This is a genomic window from Bosea sp. Tri-49, assembly GCF_003952665.1.
Lineage (GTDB): Bacteria > Pseudomonadota > Alphaproteobacteria > Rhizobiales > Beijerinckiaceae > Allobosea.
In genome coordinates this window covers 5263520-5285200 of sequence record NZ_CP017946.1, presented here as the reverse complement: position 1 = coordinate 5285200, position 21681 = coordinate 5263520, and the positions used below count along the sequence as shown (strand labels likewise).

At 66.6% G+C, this 21681-nt stretch carries 20 protein-coding genes; 7 read left to right on the top strand and 13 right to left on the bottom strand.

Going from position 1 to position 21681, the window contains the following annotated elements:
- Positions 1 to 28 precede the first annotated feature (28 nt).
- Entirely contained in the window at positions 29 to 1204 is a 1176-nt protein-coding gene (ssuD, locus tag BLM15_RS25460; RefSeq protein WP_126115370.1) for an FMNH2-dependent alkanesulfonate monooxygenase, read from the top strand.
- Between the two features lie 42 nt (positions 1205 to 1246).
- Here ssuD and BLM15_RS25455 read toward each other — a convergent pair whose 3' ends face one another.
- From BLM15_RS25455 to BLM15_RS25420, 8 genes are read right to left on the bottom strand one after another with little or no spacing between them, the layout of a single operon-like run.
- Positions 1247 to 2317 carry an LLM class flavin-dependent oxidoreductase gene (locus tag BLM15_RS25455; RefSeq protein ID WP_126115369.1) on the bottom strand — a complete coding sequence of 357 codons (1071 nt, stop codon included), beginning with the start codon at positions 2315 to 2317 and terminating at the stop codon, positions 1247 to 1249.
- Positions 2318 to 2339: 22 nt separating this feature from the next.
- Complete coding sequence (locus BLM15_RS25450; protein ID WP_126115368.1) at positions 2340 to 2939, bottom strand: alkylhydroperoxidase domain protein; 600 nt, start codon at positions 2937 to 2939, stop codon at positions 2340 to 2342.
- 25 nt (positions 2940 to 2964) lie between these two features.
- Positions 2965 to 3567 carry a CMD domain protein gene (locus BLM15_RS25445; RefSeq protein WP_126115367.1) on the bottom strand — a complete coding sequence of 201 codons (603 nt, stop codon included), beginning with the start codon at positions 3565 to 3567 and terminating at the stop codon, positions 2965 to 2967.
- An 8-nt stretch (positions 3568 to 3575) separates the two neighbouring features.
- Complete coding sequence (locus BLM15_RS25440; protein WP_126115366.1) at positions 3576 to 4637, bottom strand: putative FMN-dependent luciferase-like monooxygenase; 1062 nt, start codon at positions 4635 to 4637, stop codon at positions 3576 to 3578.
- Positions 4634 to 5371, bottom strand: coding sequence for an ABC transporter ATP-binding protein (locus tag BLM15_RS25435; protein ID WP_126115365.1), 738 nt, complete (start codon positions 5369 to 5371; stop codon positions 4634 to 4636). The genes BLM15_RS25440 and BLM15_RS25435 overlap by 4 nt, the downstream gene beginning before the upstream one ends.
- Positions 5372 to 5381: 10 nt before the next feature.
- A complete protein-coding gene (locus BLM15_RS25430; RefSeq protein ID WP_126115364.1) occupies positions 5382 to 6287 on the bottom strand; it encodes an ABC transporter ATP-binding protein in 906 nt (301 codons plus the stop codon).
- 11 nt (positions 6288 to 6298) lie between these two features.
- A complete protein-coding gene (locus BLM15_RS25425) occupies positions 6299 to 8122 on the bottom strand; it encodes an ABC transporter permease (RefSeq protein WP_126115363.1) in 1824 nt (607 codons plus the stop codon).
- Positions 8123 to 8138: 16 nt separating this feature from the next.
- The gene (locus BLM15_RS25420) at positions 8139 to 9296 is read right to left on the bottom strand and encodes an ABC transporter substrate-binding protein (protein ID WP_126115362.1); all 1158 of its coding nucleotides are present in this window, start codon (positions 9294 to 9296) and stop codon (positions 8139 to 8141) included.
- Between the two features lie 882 nt (positions 9297 to 10178).
- Here BLM15_RS25420 and BLM15_RS25415 point away from each other — a divergent pair.
- Together BLM15_RS25415 and eutC are read left to right on the top strand one after the other, a co-directional pair.
- Positions 10179 to 11570, top strand: a complete 1392-nt coding sequence (locus BLM15_RS25415; RefSeq protein WP_126115361.1) for an ethanolamine ammonia-lyase subunit EutB — start codon at positions 10179 to 10181, stop codon at positions 11568 to 11570.
- Positions 11567 to 12361: an ethanolamine ammonia-lyase subunit EutC gene (gene eutC, locus BLM15_RS25410; protein ID WP_126115360.1), complete on the top strand. Its 795-nt coding sequence runs from the start codon at positions 11567 to 11569 to the stop codon at positions 12359 to 12361. The genes BLM15_RS25415 and eutC overlap by 4 nt, the downstream gene beginning before the upstream one ends.
- Positions 12362 to 12514: 153 nt before the next feature.
- Here the strand turns inward: eutC and BLM15_RS25405 are convergent, their stop codons facing one another.
- A complete protein-coding gene (locus tag BLM15_RS25405) occupies positions 12515 to 12712 on the bottom strand; it encodes a hypothetical protein (RefSeq protein ID WP_126115359.1) in 198 nt (65 codons plus the stop codon).
- A 245-nt stretch (positions 12713 to 12957) separates the two neighbouring features.
- Between BLM15_RS25405 and BLM15_RS25400 the strand changes: the two genes are divergently transcribed.
- Complete coding sequence (locus BLM15_RS25400) at positions 12958 to 13995, top strand: LLM class flavin-dependent oxidoreductase (RefSeq protein WP_126115358.1); 1038 nt, start codon at positions 12958 to 12960, stop codon at positions 13993 to 13995.
- Position 13996: 1 nt separating this feature from the next.
- Here the strand turns inward: BLM15_RS25400 and BLM15_RS25395 are convergent, their stop codons facing one another.
- The 3 genes from BLM15_RS25395 to BLM15_RS25385 all read right to left on the bottom strand — a co-directional run bounded on the left by BLM15_RS25395 (position 13997) and on the right by BLM15_RS25385 (position 17056).
- Complete coding sequence (locus tag BLM15_RS25395) at positions 13997 to 15079, bottom strand: SMP-30/gluconolactonase/LRE family protein (RefSeq protein WP_442859400.1); 1083 nt, start codon at positions 15077 to 15079, stop codon at positions 13997 to 13999.
- A gap of 128 nt (positions 15080 to 15207) precedes the next feature.
- On the bottom strand, positions 15208 to 15927 hold the full coding sequence (locus BLM15_RS25390; protein ID WP_126115356.1) for a ribonuclease activity regulator RraA: 720 nt from the start codon (positions 15925 to 15927) through the stop codon (positions 15208 to 15210).
- A gap of 142 nt (positions 15928 to 16069) precedes the next feature.
- Complete coding sequence (locus BLM15_RS25385; protein ID WP_126115355.1) at positions 16070 to 17056, bottom strand: Bug family tripartite tricarboxylate transporter substrate binding protein; 987 nt, start codon at positions 17054 to 17056, stop codon at positions 16070 to 16072.
- 205 nt (positions 17057 to 17261) lie between these two features.
- Here BLM15_RS25385 and BLM15_RS25380 point away from each other — a divergent pair, with 205 nt between their 5' ends.
- From BLM15_RS25380 to araD, 3 genes are all read left to right on the top strand, one after another.
- Positions 17262 to 17966, top strand: coding sequence for a GntR family transcriptional regulator (locus BLM15_RS25380; protein ID WP_126115354.1), 705 nt, complete (start codon positions 17262 to 17264; stop codon positions 17964 to 17966).
- Entirely contained in the window at positions 17959 to 18873 is a 915-nt protein-coding gene (locus BLM15_RS25375; protein WP_126115353.1) for a dihydrodipicolinate synthase family protein, read from the top strand. The genes BLM15_RS25380 and BLM15_RS25375 overlap by 8 nt, the downstream gene beginning before the upstream one ends.
- A 149-nt stretch (positions 18874 to 19022) precedes the next feature.
- Positions 19023 to 20753 carry an L-arabinonate dehydratase gene (araD, locus tag BLM15_RS25370; RefSeq protein ID WP_126115352.1) on the top strand — a complete coding sequence of 577 codons (1731 nt, stop codon included), beginning with the start codon at positions 19023 to 19025 and terminating at the stop codon, positions 20751 to 20753.
- A 64-nt stretch (positions 20754 to 20817) separates the two neighbouring features.
- On the opposite strand, the gene BLM15_RS25365 is transcribed toward araD, so the two are convergent.
- Positions 20818 to 21672: a transglutaminase-like domain-containing protein gene (locus BLM15_RS25365; protein ID WP_164547639.1), complete on the bottom strand. Its 855-nt coding sequence runs from the start codon at positions 21670 to 21672 to the stop codon at positions 20818 to 20820.
- Between the last annotated feature and the right edge of the window lie 9 nt (positions 21673 to 21681).

The window sequence follows — 21681 nt, the reverse complement described above, 5'->3', positions numbered from 1 at the left end:
CCTCTTCAGTTTCCAGGAAGCCCAGCCGATGAGCATTGCCCCTTCCCCGACAGCCAATGTCCTTTGGTTTCTGCCGACGCATGGCGACGGACGCTACCTCGGCACCGCCCAGGGCGGCCGGCAGACTGATCTCGGCTATCTCCGTCAAGTCGCTCAAGCGGCGGATCAGCTCGGTTATTACGGCGTGCTGCTGCCGACCGGGCGCAGCTGCGAGGATTCCTGGATCGTCGCCTCGGCGGTCGCGCCGACCACGCAGGAACTGCGCTATCTCGTCGCTGTCAGGCCCGGCCTACAATCACCGACGGTGGCTGCGCGCATGACCGCAACGCTCGACCGTGTCAGCAATGGCCGGCTGCTGGTCAATGTCGTCACCGGCGGCGATCCCGTCGAGAATGCCGGTGACGGCATCTTCGCCGATCACGACGAGCGCTATGCGGTGACGCGCGAGTTCCTCTCGATCTATTCGGCGCTGCTGCGCGGCGAGGCGGTCGATCATCACGGTAAGCATCTCAAGGTCGAGGGTGCCCAGCTCCTCTATCCGCCGGCGCAGGAAAACGGCCCGCCACTCTATTTCGGCGGCTCCTCGCCGGCCGGCATCGCGGTTGCCGCTGAAACGATCGACAAGTACCTGACCTGGGGGGAGCCGCCCGCAGCCGTCGCGCAAAAGATCGGCATCGTCGACAAGGCGGCCAGGGCAGCGGGCCGCAAGGTCTCCTTCGGCATCAGGCTGCATGTCGTCGTCCGCGAGAGCGAGGACGAGGCCTGGGCCGCCGCCAACCGGCTGATCAGCCATCTCGACGACGAGACGATCGCGAAATCGCAGGCGACCTTCGCCCGCATGGATTCCGAAGGTCAGCGCCGGATGTCGGCGCTGCATGGCGGCCGGCGCGACAGGCTGGAGATCTCGCCCAATCTCTGGGCCGGGGTCGGCCTGGTGCGCGGCGGTGCTGGCACCGCCCTCGTCGGCAATCCCGAGCAGGTCGCGGCCCGCATCCGCGAGTATCAGGCTCTCGGCATCGACAGCTTCATCCTCTCCGGCTACCCGCATCTGGAGGAGGCCTACCGCTTCGCCGAGCTGGTCTTCCCTTTGCTCGACCTCAACCATGGCAAGCCACGCTTTTCCGGCGTCGTCAACAACGGCCCCTTCGGCGAGACGATCGCCAACGACATCAAGCCGGCACAGGCCCGCGCCACCGGCTCCTGACAGGCCATCGAGCGGCGCCGGAAAGGCGCCGCCAACATCGCTTCAGTTGCGCAGCAAGGGCAGCAACTGGTCGCCCTGCCGCCTGATCTCGGGCAGATAGGGCGTGTCGGACAGGACGAACTGGCTGATGCCGAGATCGCGGTATTTGCGCAGCGAGCGCGCGACGTCCTCGGCCGAGCCCACCAGCCAGGTGGTCCCCGCCCCGCCGCCGCCGAACTTGCCGGGCGTGGTGTAGAGGTTGTCGTCGAGCACCTCGCCCTGCGCGTGCAGGTCGAGCAGGCGCTGCTGTCCCACGGCAGTCGCGCGCTGATGGTCGTTCCAGCCGGCGCCCTTGCCCTTGGCCATCTCGGCGACCTTGGCCTCAGCCTCCGCCCAGGCCTGCTCGGTAGTGTCGCGGATGAAGGTCGTGACCCGAAGCCCGAATTCGAGCGGCGGCAGGTCGCGGTCAAGATCGCGGCTCAGCGCCTTTAGCCGCTCGATCCGCTCGCGCACGCCGTCGAGCGGCTCGCCCCAGAAGAGCTGGACATCGGCCTCGGTCGCCGCCACCCGCTCCGCTGCCTCCGAGGCACCGCCGAAATAGAGCTTGGGATGCCGGCGCTCACCCCGGACCTCGATACGCGGCACGACGGTCGATCCATCGACACGGAAGTGCTCACCGGCGAACGCGACATTCTCTTCGGTCCAGAGCTTGCGGATGAGCCGCATGAACTCCCTGGTGCGGCCATAGCGATGCGCCTGGTCGCCCTCGCTGTCGCCATAAGCGGCGAGGTTGTCCTTGCCGGAGACGATATTGATGCGCACCCGGCCGCCTGTCAGGTGGTCGAGCGTCGCCGCGGCTGAGGCGAAATTCGCCGGCCGCCAATAGCCCGGGCGGATCGCGATCAGCGGCTCGAAGGTCGTGGTGCGAGCGGCGAGCGCGGCGGCAACGGTGAAGGTGTCGGGGCGGCCCCAGCCGGTCCCGATCAACGCGCCCTTCCAGCCATGCTCTTCCAGCGCTCTCGCCTGGCTGGTCAGCGTCTCCAAGCTGTTGTGGCCCTCGACCGCGCAGTCGCCGCGATGGCCGGGCTCGACGACATTCGGGATGTACCAGAGATATTCGGATTCAAGGCTCATGTCGTCGTTTCGCAATAGGATGTCAGCGGATTTCCGGCTCGCCGAGGGAGAGCATCAGCCGGTTGGCCCAGTTGAAAAACGAGGCGGCATGGATCAGGTCGGCGATGGCGAGATCATCGAGGCCGAGGCGGCGAAGCTTGGCGACATGGCTCTTGTCGAACGCGATCGGTGTCGCCGTCAGCGCCACGGAAGCCTCGATCACGGCGTTCCAGAGCGGGTCGATATCGACGCCGACGCCTTCATCGAGCAGGCGCTGGACATCGTCGCGGCGCTTCGAATGCGTGGTTGCGAAGCGGGCATGGACCGAAGCGCAGTAGATGCAGCCATTGCTGCGCGAGACCGCTGCCGCGGCGAGCTCGCGCTCGGCCCGCGGCAGGCCTGCGCGGGTGTTGTAGAAGATGTCCTTGTCGGCCAGGGTCCGGGCGCGAAGGATGTCGGGATCATGTGCAAGCAGCCGGAAATAAGGGCTCTTGGCGCGGGCGATGTCGACCAGCCCCTCCTTCTGGCGCTCGGTCAGGGCCTCTTCGGGGACGGGGTCGAGCCAAGCATTCCAGCCGAGTTCGTCCTGGGTGAAGACGGTCGGGATCGCGGCCTTCGGATGGTCGAGCGTGGTAGCGGTCATCAAGTCGCTCCGTGGTCGAATGGCATCAGGAACCGAGAACGCGCAGGCCCTGCGCGGCGCGGATCTGGAAGGAGAGGAAGGCGACGATCTGCGACAGGGTGACGATCGCGGCGGTGTTCCAGCCGGCCTGCTGCAGGAGCGCGAGATGAGGCGCCTGAGCGTCCCGCAGGTGGAAGACCAGCAGGTGGACATGGTCGAGCGCAGCCGAAAGGCGCTCGCCCAGGACTGCACGATCCGACGGCTCGGTGCTGAAGATCGGTCCGGCCAGGTTCTCGCGCGAGAGCGGCCCACTCGGATAAGCGCCGTATGGACCAGCGGTCGCAGCTCTTTTCGCCTGGCTGCGCAACACTCCGACGAGGCCGTCAGCATCGGGTCGTTGTTCGAGCAGCTGGAGATAGTGGTTGGCGGCCGGGCCGTCGGCATCGTGCAGCAGCGCGACGAAGGCCGCGACCGCATGACGTTCGGTTGCCGTGACCTCCGCCTCGTCACCCGTCTCGAAGAGAGCGTCATAGCTCGCCTGGACGTTGCGGCGCGTCTCCGGCCGCTCGTGCCGGACGACGTCGAGGGTCGAGCCGACGCTGACCCCGGCGAGGCGGTCGAGGATATCCGGCGTTGCGTGGTCGGTCATGGCAGGCCTCACTGTTGAAGGGCGGCAGCGTCTGCGCGCTGCCGGGACAATTGCGGCTCCGCTTCACGGGGCGACGAGCGCCAGCCGAGTGCCGGCGCGACCTCGGTTGCGGCGAGTTCGACCGAACGCAGGATCGCCGGGTGCGGCGGGTCGACCGAGTGGACCTGGAATACGATGTCGGTGACGCGCGGCAGCACGCTGTCGGCTTCGAGCGAGGCGATCACGTCGCCCGGCGCGCCGACATGAGTGTCGAGCGTCCTGATCAGCCCCGGCAGGCTGCGATCGGGAATCACATGGCCGCTGGCGAGGAAGCGGTCGAGCACGCGGTTGAGCCCGATCTCGGCCAGCTTCAGCGCCTCGGCGCGGCTGTCGGCGACGAAGAGCGAGCGCGAGGCCATGATGCGCGGCGGAATGCCGGCCGGCAGGTTGGCGAGATAGGCATCGACGATCGGGTGCTGGATCTCGGGCAGGGTCGCATCCGGATTGTCGCGGCTGCGCGGTTGGGTGCGCGACAGCATCAGCCCGGCGCCGGCCCGGCCGATCCGCTCGGCCCCGGCGACCGAGAAGGTCGCGTGCCAGACCCGGTCCGCCAGGGTGCCGGCCTCGGGGTAGAGCCGGTTCTTGTCATGGCCGAGCGCATCACCCTTCCAGGCTGCGAGCAGCCTGTCGAGATTGCGCGCGAAGATCCCGGTGCGCTCGTCCTTGTCGAGACCGAAGGCGAGGAAGGTTTCGGGTGTCGCGCCGGTGCCGAGGCCGACTTCGAGCCGGCCGCCCGACAAAAGGTCGACCACCACCGTATCCTCGGCGGTCCGGACCGGATCCTCCATCGGCAGGATGATGATGCCGGTGCCAAGCCTGATCCGGCTCGTCCGCGCCGCGACATAGGCAAGAAAAGGCAAGGGCGACGGCAAGCCGCCCTCATCGCGATGGAAATGGTGTTGCGCGACCCAGGCGCTGTCGAAGCCGTGTCGTTCGGCATGACCGATCTGCTCGACTGCCAGCCGGTAGCGTTCGCCGGCGGGCGCGTCATCTAGCAAACGAGTGAAGAAGCCCAATCGTTTCGCTGTCATGCTGCCTCCGCGCCGCCGAGATAGGCGTCCCTGATCCTGGCATCGACGAGCAGGTCGGCGGCCCTGCCTTCGAGCACGATCCGCCCTGTCTGCAGGACATAGCCGCGATGGGCGATCTGGAGGGCGAGGCTGGCGTTCTGCTCGACCATGAAGATGCTGACGCCTTGACCGTTGATCTCGCGGATCAGCGCCAGGACGCGCTCGACCCAGAGCGGCGACAGGCCCATGGTCGGTTCGTCCATGATGACGATGCGCGGGCGCCCCATCAAAGCGCGTGCCATCGCCACCATTTGCTGCTCGCCGCCGGACAGCGTGCCGGCCTGCTGCGAGAGCCGCTGCGCGACGCGCGGGAACAGCGCCAGCACGCGCTCGAGATCGGCCGAGATCGCCGCCTTGTCGTCGCGGGTGAAGGCGCCCATCAAGAGGTTCTCGCGCACGCTCATCGCCCCGAAGAGACGCCGCGCCTCCGGCACGGTACCGACGCCGAGCCGGACGATCTGCGGCGTCTTCAGCCTGAGGGTCGAGACGCCGTCTACGCGGACATCTCCGGCCGCGGGTTTCACCAATCCGAGGATGAGCTTCATCGTCGTCGACTTGCCGCTGGCATTGCCGCCGAGCAGGCAGACGATCTCACCCTTGCCGACTCGTAGCGACAGGCCGAAATGCGCTTGCACCGGGCCGTAGAAGGTATCGACGCTCTCGAGATCGAGGATCGGGGATGCGGTGTCCGTCATCGCTCGCCCCTCACGCGCTCGCCGCCGCGGGCTGGGCGGCATCAGCCGGGTCGGTGGCCCGGTTCTCGCCCCCGACACCGCCATGGCCGAGATAGGCCTCGATCACTGCCGGATCGTTACGCACGGCGAGCGGCAGGCCCTCCGCGATCTTGCGGCCGTCGTCGAGCACGACGACGCGGTCGGAGAGCCGCATCACCATGTCGAGCTTGTGCTCGATCAGCAGGATCGTCTGCCCGCGCGCCTTGAGGCCGGCGATGATCTCCAGCATTTCGGCCGTCTCGGTCTGGTTCATGCCGGCGGTCGGCTCGTCGAGCAGCAGCAGCTTCGGCTTTGCGGCGAGCGCCCGGGCGATCTCGACGCGGCGACGATTGGCATAGGAGAGGCTGTAGGCCGGCTGGTCGATGCGCGGCAGCAGCCGCTCGCCGAAGATCGCCAGGATCTCGCGCACCTCCGCGCGCAAGGCGGCCTCCTCGGCCCTGACCGAAGGCGGGCGGACCAGCGCCAGAGCCAGCTCGGCCAGCGGTCCGATCACCGGCCAGTTCGGGCGGACCGCGCGCAATCGGCGATGCGCCCCGACCAGCACATTGTCGGCGACGCTCAGGTTCGCGAAGACACGGCCGTGCTGGAAGGTTCGGGCGAGGCCGGCGGCGGCGACTGCCTCCGGTGGCTTGCCGGTGATGTCCGTGCCGTCGAAGCGGATCGAGCCTTCATCGGGCTTGTCGAGCCCGCTGATCAGGTTGAAGGCGGTGGTCTTGCCGGCACCGTTGGGACCGATGACGCTGACGAGTTCGCCCTCGGCGATCGCAAGGTCGATCCCGGCGACGGCAGTGAGGCCGCCGAAGCGGCGCACCAGACCGCGCGCCTCGAGCAGCGGGCGGGGCGGCTCGACCGAGGGCAGAGGAAAGGGGGCAGTCATGGCGCTTCTCCTCAGACGGTGCCGAGCAGGCCTTGCGGCCGGAAGCGGACGAGCAGAAGGAGCGCGATGCCGTAGAGTAGGATGCGGTACTCGGCCGCGACGCGGAACACTTCTGGCAGGCCGATCAGCGCCAGCGAGCCGAGGATCGCGCCGCCGACATTGCCCATGCCGCCGAGGATCGCGATGGTCAGCGCCAGCACCGAGATCTGGGTGTTGAAGGTCTCGTGGTTGATGAACGAGTACATATGCGCGGTGAAAGCACCGCTGATCCCGGCGAAGAAGCCGCCGAAGGCGAAAGCGAGGCCCTTGTAGCGGTTGAGCCCGATGCCGAAGGAGCGCGCCGCGACATCGTCGTCACGCACCGCCCTGAGCGTGCGGCCGAGATGCGAGCCAAGCAGACGCAGCTGCAGCAGCGCGAGAGCCGCCATCAATGCGAAGGCGAACCAATAGATCGCATTGGTGTCGTAGAGCGCATGGCCGAAGAGCTCGAGCGGCGGGATGGCGGCGACGCCGATCGGCCCGCGTGTCACGCTCTCCCAGTTCAGGATCACGAGCGCGACGATCTCGCCGATGCCGAGCGTCGCGATCGAGACATAATGGCCGCGCAGGCGGAAGGCCGGCGAGACCAGGAGCGTGCCGAGGCTCGCCGCCGCAAGGCCGCCGCAGAGCAAGGTCAGCCAGACCGGCCAGCCGAAATCTGAGGCCAGCAGCGCCGAGGTGTAGCCGCCGATGGCGAGCAATGCGGCGTGACCGAGCGAGACCTGCCCGCTCGTCCCGGCGACGAGCGTCAAGCTCAAGCCCAGCAGCGCGTAGAGCCAGGCATTGGTCAGGGTCTGGATCAGGTAGCCATTGTCGATCAGCAGCGGCAGCGCGACGAAGAAGGCGCCGGCGGCGGCGATGAGCGGGAGCGGCGTCGCCACCGGCTTGCTCGGCGCGACGAAAGTGCCGGTCATCGGCTCGGGCGGCAGCTGGCGGCGGCTGGCGAACAGCCCGTTCGGCCTGAGCACCAGGATCGCGATCAAGAGAATGAAGGCGAAGAGGTTGCGGTAGCTCGTGCCGAGCAGCGCGACGCCATAGCTCTCGATGACGCCGAGCAAGAGCGAGCCGACGATCGCGCCGGGCACATTGCCGACGCCGCCGACCACCTCGGCGACGATGCCCTTCAGCGTCGCCTCGAAGCCCATCGTCGGGGTGATGACGTTGTAGTACATCCCGACGAGCACGCCGCCGACGCCGCCCAAGGCAGAGGCGATGGCGAAGACGATCAGGTTGACCCTGTCGACATCGACGCCCATGGCCCGGGCCGCGTCGCGGTCGAGCGCCGTAGCGCGCACCGCCCAGCCCCATTTCGTCAGCTTGAGGAAGGCGAAGAGCGCGGTCGCCGCGACGATGCCGATGCCGCCGATCAGCAAATCGAGCACGCCGATCGAGCCGCCGCCGATCGCGACGCGCCAGTTCGGCAGCTGCATCGGCACCGAGCGCGGATCAGGGCTGAACAAGATCTGCACGGTCTGGTCGAGCACGAAGCTGAGGCCGATGGTCGCCAGGAGCGGGGCGATCCGCGGCGCGTCCGCCAGCGGGCGAATGCCGAAGCGCTCGATGACGATGCCGAGCAGGCCCGTCAGTACAACCACCAGCGCCAGCGTCACCGGGAACGGCGTCTGCAGAACCGAAACCGCGACCCAGCCGACATAGGCGCCGACGACATAGACCGAACCGTGCGCAAAATTTATCAGGCGGCTGACGCCGAAAATCAGCGCGAGCCCGACCGCCAGCAACGCGTAGATGTTGCCGATGATCAGACCGTTGACGGTGTGATCGAACCAGGAGGTCATCGGTTGGTCTGACGCGTCAGTTCGTCTTCACCCCATCCCACAGCGTGAAGCGCCCGTTACGCACCACGAGCTGAGCGCTCTGGGCGCCCAGGATGCGGCGCGTCTCGGTGTTGAAGGTGGCCTTGCCATAGACCACGCTCGGCACGTCCTTCACCTTGGCCAGCGTGTCCCGGATCGTGGTGCGGTCCAGGTTCGGCGCCTCGCGCAGCACCTGACCGAAGAGAACCACCGTGTCATAGGCGTAAGCGTTGAAGGCGTCCGGCTCCTTGCCGTACTTGGCCTGGAACGCGGTGACGAAGGTCTGAACCTCGGGGCGCGGATCCTCCGGGAAGAAGCGCGCATTGGTGAAGACGCCTTCCGAGGCCTCGGCGCCGAGTTCGATGAACTTCGGCGAATAGATCGAGCTCGACGCCGCGATCGGAACGGTGACGCCGGTCTGGCGGGCCTGGCGGACGATGAGGGCTCCATCGGCATAATAGGAAACCAGGAAAAGCCCGTCTGGCTTTGCGTCGCGCACGCGCACCAGTGTCGAGCGGAAGTCCTTCTCGTCGGGCTGGTAGCCTTCGGCGGCAACGACCTCGGCGCCCAGCTCCTTGGCCGTGGCGGCGAAATGGTCCTTGCTGGTGCGGCCCCAGTCGGTGTTCAGGAACAGGATCGCAATTCGCTTCAAGCCGACCTTGTTGACGACGTAGGTCGCATTCAGCGGCTGCTCGTCGGCCTGGCTGACCGAATTGCTCCAGATGAAGTCGCCCGTCTTGGTGAAGTTCGGATGCGAATTGGTGAAACCGAACTGGACAAGCCCGGCGCGCTGGTAGATCGGCGAGGCCGCCATCGAGGCCGGGCTGGCGAAATCGCCGAGCTCGGCGACGATGCGCTTGTCGGCGACGAATTTCTGCGCGACCGCGACGGTCTGCTTCGGGTCGCTCTGCGTATCCTCGAAGACATAGCGCAGCGGCCGCCCCTTGATGCCCCCTGCTCCATTGATCTGGTCGAGCGCCAGATCGAAGCCCTGCTTCCATTGCGCCCCGTATTGCGCGTTCGGCCCGGTCAGCGGCCCGCTCACGCCAAGCAGGATTGGCTCACCGGTCGGCTCAACGGCGAAGGGAGCGCCGGTCGTGGAAGCCAGGATGATGGCGGCGGCCACAGAGCGCGTAAGCACGCGACGGCTGATCATGTGTTGCTCCGGAAGGTGCCTCGGGCCGCCGGCAGGCGGCGTTCGCTATCACCGTCAGAGTGCTCTCCAGCTGATGGGGCGGTCAATGAAACGTTCTTTCAAAGGAACGCTACAGACAGAACAGCCATCTCAACAGCGTGAGAAAAGGGGAAGATACTTCCCCACGGTCGGGAACGCGTCTACGACGGGGAAGAAATCCGCTGCAAACATACAAATTTTGTAGGATTCACTCGCGCGTTGCCTTTTCTCGCCGGCCGCCCGTTCGTCTATAAGAACGGAGACTCTCCTCTGGAGGGCTGTTCCACCGGCGGCAAGGCTTTGCGGATCATGCCGTGGCAGCCCACAATCTGATGGACAGCAGATGCTCTGGACGATCGGTGGAGAAGGCGAGGTCCGGGCCAACCGGTTCGCCACATGTCGATGACCTCCCAGCCGCAGGCCGAATGTCCGCAAATGGCGCAGAATAGACGAGCGTCCGTCGCAGGCGCTGCAAGCCATTATTGTGTTCTGGCTCCCGAGCTGCCGCTCGGCCAAACCGATCAGGTCCAATCAACCGCGGGCGACGATGAGCGGGTTTACGAATTTGGCTAGGTGCGGCACTCTGCCCACTTCGCCGCAATTCTATTCGCTGATGTTCATCGGCAACCTCAACGAACGTTGGCCTTTATGATGGCCTCCATCTGCAGATTTGAATTAAGTTATTATGTTTATCAGCTATTTAGAAATGTTGTTCAAGTCCCTCTCCCGCTACCATCCCTGCGAATTCAGACAGATTTCACGGCCAGCCTAGGCAGACGACTCTCGCCAGCCGAAAGCTCCGCGTGACCGCACCGCGGCAGCATGCTTGCATGCCGTGCGTCACTGCGGCGTGGAGAGCGTTTGATGGCCTATCGGCATGTCATCGGCCAGACGACCTACCGGTTCGGCGATCTGCGCGAGCTGATGGCCAAGGCGACGCCGCCGCGCTCTGGCGACGAACTCGCCGGGCTTGTCGCCGCCACCGCCGAGGAGGCGGTCGCGGCGCGCTTCGCCCTCGCCGACCTGCCGCTCGCGACCTTCCTCACCGAAGCGCTCGTCCCCTATGAGGACGACGAGATCACGCGGCTCATCATCGATGGGCATGACCGCGCCGCCTTCGCTCCGGTCGTGAGCCTGACCGTCGGCGCGTTCCGCGACTGGCTGCTTTCCGATGCGGCGACGAGCGATGTGCTGGCGCGGCTGGCGCCAGGAATCACGCCAGAGATGGCGGCCGCGGTCTCGAAGATCATGCGCCTTCAGGACCTCATCTCCGTCGCCCGCAAATGCCGGGTCACCACGCGCTTTCGCAACACGATCGGCCTGCCGGGCACGATGGCCGTGCGGCTGCAGCCTAACCACCCGGCCGACGATCCGCGTGGCATCGCCGCCTCCATCCTCGACGGGCTCAGCTACGGCTGCGGCGATGCGACGATCGGCATTAACCCGGTCTCCGACAACCTGTCGGTGCTTAGCGATCTGCTCCATCTCCTCGACGAGGTCATCCAGCGCTTCGCCATCCCGACGCAGGGCTGCGTCCTGACCCACGTCACCTCGACCATCGAGTTGATCGGACGTGGCGCTCCGGTTGACCTGGTCTTTCAGTCCGTCGCCGGGACGGAATCCGCCAACCGCTCCTTCGGCGTCGATCTCGCCATTTTGCGCGAAGCCCACCAGGCCGGCCTGTCGCTGAAGCGCGGCACGCTCGGCAGCAATGTCATGTATTTCGAAACGGGCCAGGGCTCGGCATTGTCGGCCGAGGCACATCACGCCGTCGATCAGCAGACGCTCGAGGCGCGTGCCTATGCGGTTTGTCGAGCCTTCGATCCGTTGCTGGTCAACACCGTGGTCGGCTTCATCGGCCCGGAGTATCTGTACAACGGCAAGCAGATCATCCGCGCCGGGCTGGAGGATCATTTCTGCGGCAAGCTGATGGGTGTCCCGCTTGGCTGCGACGTCTGTTACACCAACCATGCCGAGGCCGATCAGGACGACATGGACGCGCTGCTGACGCTGCTCGCCGCCGCCGGCGTAACCTATGTCATGGGCGTGCCCGGCGCCGACGACGTGATGTTGAACTACCAGTCGACCTCCTTTCACGACCAGCTCTATATCCGCGACTTGCTGGGGCTGAAGCGGGCGCCGGAATTCGAGGCCTGGTTGCAAGACCAGGGCATCAGCGGCGGTGACGGCCGGCTGCTGCCGCAAGCGGCCGCGGCCCGTCTGCTCTCCTCCTTCGCCGCACTGGAAACGCGATGAGCGAGATCGAGAGCTGGAAGCGGCTTGCCGCGCTCACACCGGCCCGCATCGCGCTCGGGCGCGCCGGCTCCGGGCTGCCGACCAGCGAAACCCTGCGCTCCGCGCTCGCGCATGCCCGCGCCAGGGACGCGGTCCATGCCGCCCTCGATACCGACATGCTGGCGCGCGAGATCGGCAAGCTCGGCCTGCAGCTCATCCGCGTGCAGAGCCGCGCGCCGACCCGGGACTCCTATCTCCTGCGCCCAGATCTCGGCCGCAGGTTGTTGCCGGCCGACCGGGAGGCGGTAGCGGCAGTAGCGACGGATCCGGTCGATCTCTCGATCACCATCGCCGACGGTCTCTCGGCGAGCGCGGTCCAGGCCCATGCGCTTCCTGTCCTGCGCTCGCTTGTCGATCATGTGCGGAGCGCCGGCTGGCGCCTTGGCCCGATCGCCCTGGCCACACAGGGCAGGGTCGCGCTCGCCGACGAGATCGGCGAATTGCAGCGGGCGCGGCTCGCGCTGATCCTCCTGGGCGAACGTCCCGGGCTGTCGACGCCCAACAGCCTCGGCCTCTATCTGACCTACGCGCCACGCCCCGGCCGGCAGGACGGCGAACGCAATTGCATCTCGAACGTGCATGACGCCGGATTATCGGCTGCCGAGGCTGCGGCGCGCGCCGCTTGGCTGATCCGCGAAGCCTTCGCGCGGAGCCTTACCGGTGTTGCGCTCAAGGATGAGAGCGGCGCGCGCGCCGCCCGGGAGATCCGTCCAGGCTCCGGTTGCGCAGATGGCGAGCAGCCGCCTAGCTGATCCGCGAGGTGCGTGATGATCGTCGGCCGCGCCCGGCTCGAGCCGGCGGCGTGATTGCATATTGGCGGCCGGTTCAGAGCCGCCATCGGTTCGTCGCCCACCATGCTGCCGCCACGATGGCGACCATGCCGAGCGTGACAAGAAGCGCCTCGCCTATCGAGCCGGCTCCTTCCGTGCGCCCATGAAATTCGTGAACCATGCGCCGTCGACGACCTCCGTCGAGTCGTCGCGCCATTGCGCCGTCACCCGGCACAGCAGTTCGATCTCATCGAAGGAGAGATCGAAAAACGGCAACAGCATCGGGTTGCCGACGATCGAGCGATCGCTCTCGGCTACAGCCTCGCCGTCCATGAACCGTCCCCCCATGCGTCGCCCTCGCATCGGCTCCTTCCGGAGCGCGCCGAGGCAACATCAATCTTATCCGTCCCACCACACCCAAATGGGAGGCATGGCGGACATATTGTTCCCTATGGTACCGATTTCGGCGAATTCGCATAGAGCCTTCGGCGCCGGCGCATTTTGAACAGTGGGGATCACGGCGCCAGATGGCGCGGGCGCCGTCCTTGCGGCGTGCCGCACCAGCCCGGACCTCGCTTATGCCTGCCAATCTCGAACTCGGCCTCGACACTTTCGGCGACGTCACCGCCGGCCCGGACGGCACTTTGCTCCCGCATGCGCAGGTGATCCGCGACCTCGTCGAGCAGGCCGTCCTCGCCGACGAGCTCGGCATCGATTTCTTCGGCATCGGCGAGCACCATCGCGCCGATTTCGCGGTGTCCTCGCCCGAGACCGTGCTTGCCGGCATCGCGACCCGGACCAGCCGCATCCGCCTCGGCTCGGCCGTCACCGTGCTCAGCTCGGATGATCCGATCCGCGTCTTCCAGCGCTTCTCGACGGTGGACGCGCTCTCGAACGGCCGCGCCGAGGTCATCCTCGGCCGCGGCTCCTTCACCGAATCCTTCCCGCTCTTCGGCTTCGACCTCCGGCAATACGAGGTGTTGTTCGAGGAGAAGCTCGACCTCTTCGTCGAATTGATCCGCAAGAAGAACATCAGCTGGGAAGGAACCCTACGCCCACCGCTCCGGGATCAGCAGGTCTTCCCGCCGATCGAGAAGAGTGAGCTGACGACCTGGATCGGCGTCGGCGGCAGCCCGGAATCGGTGGTGCGCGCGGCGCGCTACGACCTGCCGTTGATGCTCGCCATCATCGGCGGCCCGGCCCAGCGCTTTGCCCCTTACGCCCAGCTCTACCGCGACGCGATGGGGCGGCTCGGCCATGGCGAGCGGCCGATCGGCGTGCATTCGCCGGGCTATGTCGCGGCGAGCGACGCTGAAGCCGCCGAGGAGTTCTTCCCGGCCTACAAGGCGATGCGCGATCGCATCGGCGCCGAGCGCGGCTGGGGCCCGATGTCGCGCGAGGAGTTCGAGCGCGAAGTTGCGGGCGGCTCGCTCTATCTCGGCTCGCCCGAGACAGTTGCCCGCAAGATCGCAGCGACAGTGAAAGCGCTCGGTCTCCAGCGCTTCCAGCTCAAGATCAGCGCCGGCCCGCTCTCGCAGGACAAGCTGCTGCGCTGCATCGACCTCTATGGCCGCGAGGTCGTCCCGATGGTGCGCGAACTGGTCGCAGCAAGCTAAGTTACACCGCCCCGTGCGCCTCGACATAGAGCGCATAGAGCGAGTGCGAGCTCGCCATGTAGAGCCGGTTACCCTTCGGTCCACCGAAGCAGAGATTGGCGCAGCGTTCCGGCAGGCGGATGAAGGCGAGCGGCTTGCCGGCCGGGCTGAACACCATCACCCCGTCGAGATCCTCCGACTTGCCGCGCAGGCCATAGACCTTGCGCCCACCGACATCGGCGGGTTCGGCGTTGAGCGCGCCATTGCTGCCATAGCCGCACCAGAGATTGCCGTCGCGGTCGACCCGGAAGCCGTCGAGCGCGCCGAAATCGGCGGCGTCGAACAGCTTGACCTTGTTCGAGACCTTGCCGTCGGCGTCGACGTCATAGCTCCAGATGCTGCGGTTCGGCGTGCCGCGCCACTCGACGACGTAGAGCTTCTTCTCGTCGGGTGAGAAGGCGAGCCCGTTGGGATTGACGAGATCAGTGATTACCGCCGTCAGCTTCCCGTCGGGAGCGAGCCGGTAGACATTCGTCGTCGCCTGCTCCGGCTTGGCGCGCGAGCCTTCCCATTCCCCGTTGATGCCGAAGAGCGGATCGGTGAACCAGATCGTATCGTCCGACCTGACGACGACATCGTTCGGCGCGTTCAGCCGCTTGCCCTCGAACTTGTCGGCGAGGACGGTGATCCGGCCGTTCTTCTCGGTGCGGGTGATACGCCGGGTCACCGAGTGCTCGCAGGTGATCAGCCGGCCCTGGCGGTCGCGGGCATTGCCGTTGGCGTAATTGGCGTTCTCACGGAATACGGTGAAGCTGTTCTTCACCTCATCGTACTTCATGATCCGGTTGTTCGGGATGTCGCTGACGAGGAGGTAGCGCCCGTCCGGGAAGTAGACCGGCCCCTCGGCCCAGCGCATGCCGGTGCCGACCTGCTCGACCGTGCTCGAATAGATCCGGTACTTAGCGAAACTCGGATCGAGGATATCGACCGAAGGGTCCGGATAGCGCTGGTTCGGCTTGAACGGGAAGCCTTGCGCCAATGCTGGAGCGGCCAGCGCCGAGCCGGCTGCCGCGAGCCCGCCCTTTAGCAGGCGACGGCGAGACATCTGCACCATTGTTTCCCCCATGCTTTTGTTGTCGTTGACGGATTCCGGACGCCGCCGACTGGCGGCGCCGGCTAGGCGCGGGCTTTCACAAGGCTCGCCGCCGCATCAGCGGCGGGTGAATGCGGGACTCACTTCCAGTCGGGCCGCCACTTCGCGAACTCGGCCTTGGTCTCGGCGTTGGCTGGGTAGAGGCCGAAGATGCCGCGCCCTTCCCTGACCTTGGCCTCGACGAAATCCTCATAGGCGGTCTGCTCATAGGCCTCGGCGGCGACCTCGTTGGCGATGTCGGCTGGAATCACGCAGACGCCCTCGCCATCGCCGACGACGATGTCGCCGGGATAGACCGGGACGTCGCCGCAGCCGATCGGCGCGTTGATGTCGAGCGCGTGGTGCCGGATCAGGTTGGTCGGCGCGCTCGGGCGGTTGTGATAGGCCGGAAAGCCGAGCGCAGCGATCTCGGGGCTGTCGCGGAAGCCGCCATCGCTGACGATGCCGGCAGCGCCCCGCTGCATCAATCGCGTCACCAGGATGCCGCCAGCCGAAGCCGCGCGCGCATCCTTGCGGCTGTCGATCACCATGACATGGCCGGGCGGGCAGGTCTCGACTGCGACGCGTTGCGGATGCTGCGTACCCTCGAACACGCCGAGATGGTCGAGATCCTCGCGCGCTGGGATGTAGCGCAGCGTGAAGGCCTCCCCGACCATGTGGGGGGCGTTCGGCGACAGCGGCCGCACATCCTGGATGAACTGGTTGCGCAGGCCGCGCTTGAACAGCGCCGTGGTCAAGGTCGCGGTCGAGACACGCTTCAGCTTCTCGCGATTCTCGGGAGTCAGGATAGTCAATGTCATGAGCCAGTACTCGTTGAGAGAGCGGGAGTCGTCATTGCGAGCGTAGCGAAGCAATCCAGAGGCGGCAGCGCTCCAAGTCTCCTGGATTGCTTCGTCGCTCCGCTCCTCACAATGACGGCAGAGGAAGCGGAGTAGATCGCCCTCACTCGATCTTCACATTCGCCTTCTGCGCTACTTCGGCCCAGCGTTTGGTCTCGCTGGCGATATGGGCGGTGAACTCGGCCTGGCTCGAACCAACCGGATCGACGCCGAGCTTCTTGAGCTGCTCGATCACCGCCGGCTCGCGCATGATCGCCTGCGTCTCGCTCGACAATTTGGCGACGATCTCCGGCGGTACTTTCGAGGGCGCGAAGAAGCCGTGCCAGGAACTGGCGTCATAGCCCGGAATGAACTCCGACAGCGCTGGCAGGTCGGGCGCGACCACGAGCCGCTTCGGCGTCGCGGTGGCGAGCGCCCGGATTTTCCCGGCTTCGACATGCGGCCAGGCGATGGTGATGTTGTCGAAGGTGAGCTGGATCTGGCCGGAGAGCAGGTCTTGCGTCACCTGTGCACTCGACCGGTAGGGCACGTGGACCATGTCGGTGCCGGTCGAGACCTTGAACAATTCGGCCGCCATATGGGTCGAGGTGCCGGCGCCCGACGAGCCGAAGGAATATTTGCCCGGATTCTTCTTCAGCAGCTCGATCAGCTCCGGCACGGTCTTGGCCGGCAGGTCGAGATTGACCATCAGCAGGTTCGGCACGCTCGCCACCTGCGAGATCGGCGCGAAATCCTTGATATGGTCATAAGGCATCTTCGTGTAGACGCCGGGATTGATCGCGTGGCTGGAGACCGTGCCCATGGTCAGCATGTAGCCATCCGGATCGGCCTTCGCGACCGCCGCAGCACCGGTATTGCCGCCGGCTCCGACGCGATTCTCGACGATGAACTTGCCGCCAAGGCGCGCGCCCAACCGGTCGGCCAGGATGCGGCCGAGCAGGTCGGTCGTTCCACCGGCGGCGAAGGGCACGACGATGGTGACGACCCTGCTGCCGGGATAGCCGCTCTGCGCCAGGGCAGGAGTAAGTCCTGGCGCGGCCAGCATGGCGCCGGCTCCGGCGAGCAGGCCGCGGCGTGTGATCAATGTCATCCAATCCTCCCTCGTCATTGTCCGTCCGGCCCATGCCGTTCCGGCGTCTTGCGGCCGTCTTGCCCTCTCCATAGCACGCAATTCCAGATTTGAAATCTGAAATTTCAGACTTGATGTCACTTGCGCTTTATGGTGTCTGGTGAGGCAATGGCGACAGGCGGGCCGCGTGCAGAATCGCGGGCAGCGCCGCGCCAGAGGAACCCGGATGCCAGAAGCGCTCGCGATCGAACCTGTCTCGCCGCATTTGCTGCGCTCCCTGCGCGAGCATGTGCACGAGCGCCTGCGCCGGGCGATCGTCGCCGGCCGCTTCCGCAATGGCGAGCGGCTTAACGAGCGCAGCCTCGCCGATATGCTCGGCGTTTCCACCACGCCGGTGAAGGACGCGATCCGCATGCTGGAGAGCGAGGGGCTCGTCCGGACCGAGGCGCGCCGCGGCGTCTTCGTCGAGTTCTCCGCCCGCCAGGCGCTGGAGATGGCGCTCGGCCGCGCCGCGCTCGAAAGCGTCATGACGCATATCGCCGCCAACCGGATCGCCGATGGCGAGATCGTCGAGATGAGCCGCCTGATCGACGAGATGGCGCACGCGACCGCGCATGGCGACCTCGAAGACCTCGTCAATCTCAACGAGGCCTATCACGGCATGATCCACCGTATCTCGGGCTGCAGCTATCTCGAGCGCCGGCTCGATGGCCAGCGCATGTACGACCATGCCCAGCGCATCGCCCTGCTGGGCGAGCCCTCCGAGCGCGCCAGGGGCTTCGAGGAGCATCGCGGCATCTTCGAGGCGCTGCGTACGCGCGAGCCGGCCCGGGCCGAGCAGCGCATGCGCAGCCATATCGTGCGCTCCGCCAAGAGCCATGTGCGCCAGGTCTTCGGCGCCGATGCGGAAGGATTGGACTACGATGAGTGACAAGGTTCGTGCCGCGCTGCGCGGCATTTCCGGCGTGCACGTCACTGCCTGGAAGGGCGATGGCGATGCCGACTGGGCGCTGACCGGCAAGATCGTCGCGCGCATCGCCGGGGCCGGCATCCACAACATCGTCTCGGCCGGCAATACCGGCGAATTCTACCCGATGACGACCGATGAGGTGGTGCGCAGCCACGCCGTCGCGGCCGAGGCCGCCGCCGGCAAGGCGCTGGTCACTGCCGGCATCGGAAGGTCTTTGCGGGAGGCGATCTCGACCGGCAAGCTCGCGGCCAAGGCCGGCTGCGATGCGGTGATGGTGCATCACCCGCTCGACCCCTTCGCCGCCCCGCAGTCCCAGGCCGACTACATCCTCGCCATTGCCGAGGCACTGTCGATCCCGCTCGTCGCCTATATCCGCTCGGATGCGATCGGCGTGAAGGATCTCGCCCGCGTCGCGACGCATGCCAATGTCGCCGGCGTCAAGTTCGCCTCGCCGAACGTCATGCTGCTCGCCGAATGCGTCCGCGCTACGCAAGGCTCGAGCGCCAACTGGATCTGCGGCCTCGCCGAGGGCTGGGCCGCCCCCTTCCACGCGCTCGGCGCCCGCGGCTTCACCTCCGGCCTGGTCAATGTCGCGCCGGAGCGCTCGCTGGCGATCTGGCGGGCATTGGAGGGCAACGACTACGACCTCGCCCGCCGCCTGGTCGACGAGATCGCCGGCTTCGAGACGCTGCGGACCAAATACGGCAACGGCGCCAACGTCACCGTGGTCAAGGAGGCCCTCGGCCTGCTCGGCACGAATGTCGGACCGGTCCGCCTGCCCGGCCTGCCGGAACTCAACGAGAGCGAGCGCGCCGAACTGCGCAAGATCGTTGGAGGCTGGGGAAGCCAGCGAGCGGCAGCGGAGTAGGCTCACGTCATTCTCGGGCGAAGCGCAGCGTAGACCCGAGAATCTCATGACCAGCTAGCTGGTTTCCGAGATGGTCGGGTCAAGCCCGACCATGACGTTCCCCGGCCTGCTTACCAAGTTAGAACACCAAGAATTCGAGGAAACGACCCATGCCCCATCCCCGCAAGACGCCCGACTCGCTGCGCTCAAAGCGCTGGTTCGGCGCCAGCGACCTGCGCTCCTTCGGGCATCGCTCGCGGGCGCTGCAGATGGGCCTCAACCATGACGAGTTCATGGGCAAGCCGGTGATCGGCATCCTCAATACCTGGTCCGAGATCAACCCCTGCCACACCCATCTGCGCGACCGCGCCGAGGCGGTGAAGCGCGCGGTCTGGGCCGCGGGCGGCTTCCCGGTCGAGATCCCCGTGATGTCGGCCTCCGAGCAGTACCAGAAGCCGACGACGATGCTCTATCGCAACTTCCTGGCGATGGAGGCGGAGGAATCGATCAGGTCCCATCCCCTCGACGGCGCGGTCCTGCTCGGCGGCTGCGACAAGTCCACGCCGGCTCTGATCATGGGTGCCTGCAGCGCCGGCCTGCCCTTCATCTTCGTGCCGGCCGGGCCGATGCTGCGCGGCAACTGGGCCGGCAAGACGCTCGGTTCCGGCGCCGATGTCTGGAAGTACTGGGCCGAGAAGGAGGCCGGCAACATCTCCGACGCCGACTGGCGCGACATGGAGAGCGGCATCGCCCGCTCGCATGGCACCTGCATGGTGATGGGCACTGCCGCGACGATGATGAGCCATGCCGAGGTGCTCGGTCTGACCCTGCCCGGCGCCTCCGCCATCCCCGCCGCCGACGCCGCGCATCCGCGCATGGCGGCGGCCGCTGGCAAGCGCATCGTCGAGATGGTCTGGGAGGACCTGACGCCGGACCGTATCCTGACCCGCGAGAGCTTCGAGAACGCGCTCACCGTCCACATGGCGGTCGCCGGCTCGACCAATGCCATCATCCACCTCGTCGCCATGGCCGGCCGCGCCGGGGTGCCGCTGACGCCCGACGACTTCGACGCCTTCTCGCGCAAGGTCCCGGTGATCGCCAACCTGCGGCCCTCCGGCGAGTTCCTGATGGAGGATTTCTTCTATGCCGGCGGCCTGCCGGCCCTGCTGAAGCAGCTCGAGAGCAAGCTTCACACCGGCGCCATGACCGTGACAGGCAAGCCACTTTCCGAGACCATCGCGCTCGCCAAAGTCTACGACGACAACGTCATCCGCCCGCTCGACCGTCCGGTCTCGACCGCCAATGGCCTTGCCGTGCTCAAGGGCAACCTTGCCCCAGGCGGCTGCGTCATCAAGCCGTCCGCCGCCGAGGAGCGATTGCTCAAGCATTCAGGCCCTGCCCTCGTCTTCGAGGACTATGATGCGATGATGAAAGCGGTGAACGACGAGAACCTCGACGTCACCGCCGACCACGTCATGGTGCTGAAGAATTGCGGCCCCGTGGGCGGTCCCGGCATGCCGGAATGGGGCATGCTGCCGATCCCGAAGAAGCTGCTGAAGCAGGGCGTGCGCGACATGCTCAGGCTCTCCGACGCGCGCATGTCCGGCACCAGCTACGGTGCCTGCGTGCTCCACATCGCGCCCGAGGCCTATATCAAGGGCCCGCTCGCCGCCGTGCAAACCGGCGACATCATCACAATCGATGTCGAGGCGCGCACGATTTCGGTTGCGCTCAGCGGTGACCAGATCGCGGCAAGGCTCGCGATCTGGTCACCGCCCAACCGCGACTACCCGCGCGGCTGGGGCAAGATGTCGGCCGCCCATATCCAACAGGCCGACAAGGGCTGCGATTTCGACTACCTCGCCGGCACCGCGAAGGTGGCGGAGCCGGAGATTCACTAGACCCGGATCCGACCGATTTGGAGAAGGCGCTCTGGACGGCCGACGGCTCGTTCCCGCGCCAACCTCATAGGGTGTCGAAAGCACCGTTCGGAGGCGCCGCCCAGGGGAAGCGAGCGAGCACGGCATGGGCCTCTTGCCGGTTGCGCGGCGCGGGATCGAGTGCCTCGGCCAACGCATCGATATCGCGCGCTTGTTCCGGCAAGACACGGCGCGTGCTGCGGAAAGAGTGGCTCGGCCCCCAATCGTCCCAGGGCAGGCATTCGCTTCCCGCGAGCGCCGCGGCGTCGCGAAGGACGGAGGCCGCGATCCACCACTCGCCTGCTATGCCGGCGGACGACAAACCGACAATGCCCGGGTCCAGTTCGCCAGAGCGAACCGCGCGCCATGCCGACGCCGCCGATCGCCAGCCAGTGGGCGGAACGTCGGCGATATCGAACCCGATTCGAAGGCCAGCCCGGGCTCGCGGCCCGAGCTGTGCGTCGAGGACCGCCCACTCGCCATCGAAGCGGTGCTCGCAAACATAGTGATCTTCCCAGTAGCCGGGGTTGAAGTAGCTCGCGAAGCCCGCTCGCAGCCGCGCTGGAATGCCCCTCTCGCGGAATGCGCTCACCGCCAGCAGGGCAAAGTCGCGGCAGGTGACGTACACGTAATCTTCGATGGCGCGATGCACGGAAAGCGGACGCGCGTCGCGCCGGACGACTTCCCCCAGGAGAAGGGACGCACGGCGCAGGCTGCGATCTCCTTCGGCAGCGGCAGGAACCCCAAAGCCGATCTGGCGCGCCACCGCATGGTGGATGACGAATTCCTCCAGATTGTCCGCGATCGCTACCGGGCGATCGGGGAGTTCGCTCAGCCGCAGCCTGTGCGCGCCCGGATCGCTCCACCACGTATGCTTACCATCTGAGGTGCCAGGCTTCATCGGGTCATC

Coding starts and splice junctions, on each gene's coding strand:
- BLM15_RS25375 (WP_126115353.1), top strand. CDS start 17,959: ATGAGTGACAAGGTTCGTGCCGCGCTGCGCGGCATTTCCGGCGTGCAC.
- BLM15_RS25405 (WP_126115359.1), bottom strand. CDS start 12,712: ATGGACGGCGAGGCTGTAGCCGAGAGCGATCGCTCGATCGTCGGCAAC.
- BLM15_RS25380 (WP_126115354.1), top strand. CDS start 17,262: ATGCCAGAAGCGCTCGCGATCGAACCTGTCTCGCCGCATTTGCTGCGC.
- BLM15_RS25415 (WP_126115361.1), top strand. CDS start 10,179: ATGGCCTATCGGCATGTCATCGGCCAGACGACCTACCGGTTCGGCGAT.
- BLM15_RS25420 (WP_126115362.1), bottom strand. CDS start 9,296: ATGATCAGCCGTCGCGTGCTTACGCGCTCTGTGGCCGCCGCCATCATC.
- ssuD (WP_126115370.1), top strand. CDS start 29: ATGAGCATTGCCCCTTCCCCGACAGCCAATGTCCTTTGGTTTCTGCCG.
- BLM15_RS25435 (WP_126115365.1), bottom strand. CDS start 5,371: ATGACGGACACCGCATCCCCGATCCTCGATCTCGAGAGCGTCGATACC.
- eutC (WP_126115360.1), top strand. CDS start 11,567: ATGAGCGAGATCGAGAGCTGGAAGCGGCTTGCCGCGCTCACACCGGCC.
- BLM15_RS25450 (WP_126115368.1), bottom strand. CDS start 2,939: ATGACCGCTACCACGCTCGACCATCCGAAGGCCGCGATCCCGACCGTC.
- BLM15_RS25385 (WP_126115355.1), bottom strand. CDS start 17,056: ATGACATTGATCACACGCCGCGGCCTGCTCGCCGGAGCCGGCGCCATG.
- BLM15_RS25455 (WP_126115369.1), bottom strand. CDS start 2,317: ATGAGCCTTGAATCCGAATATCTCTGGTACATCCCGAATGTCGTCGAG.
- BLM15_RS25425 (WP_126115363.1), bottom strand. CDS start 8,122: ATGACCTCCTGGTTCGATCACACCGTCAACGGTCTGATCATCGGCAAC.
- BLM15_RS25390 (WP_126115356.1), bottom strand. CDS start 15,927: ATGACATTGACTATCCTGACTCCCGAGAATCGCGAGAAGCTGAAGCGT.
- BLM15_RS25395 (WP_442859400.1), bottom strand. CDS start 15,079: ATGTCTCGCCGTCGCCTGCTAAAGGGCGGGCTCGCGGCAGCCGGCTCG.
- BLM15_RS25365 (WP_164547639.1), bottom strand. CDS start 21,672: ATGAAGCCTGGCACCTCAGATGGTAAGCATACGTGGTGGAGCGATCCG.
- BLM15_RS25445 (WP_126115367.1), bottom strand. CDS start 3,567: ATGACCGACCACGCAACGCCGGATATCCTCGACCGCCTCGCCGGGGTC.
- BLM15_RS25430 (WP_126115364.1), bottom strand. CDS start 6,287: ATGACTGCCCCCTTTCCTCTGCCCTCGGTCGAGCCGCCCCGCCCGCTG.
- BLM15_RS25440 (WP_126115366.1), bottom strand. CDS start 4,637: ATGACAGCGAAACGATTGGGCTTCTTCACTCGTTTGCTAGATGACGCG.
- BLM15_RS25400 (WP_126115358.1), top strand. CDS start 12,958: ATGCCTGCCAATCTCGAACTCGGCCTCGACACTTTCGGCGACGTCACC.
- araD (WP_126115352.1), top strand. CDS start 19,023: ATGCCCCATCCCCGCAAGACGCCCGACTCGCTGCGCTCAAAGCGCTGG.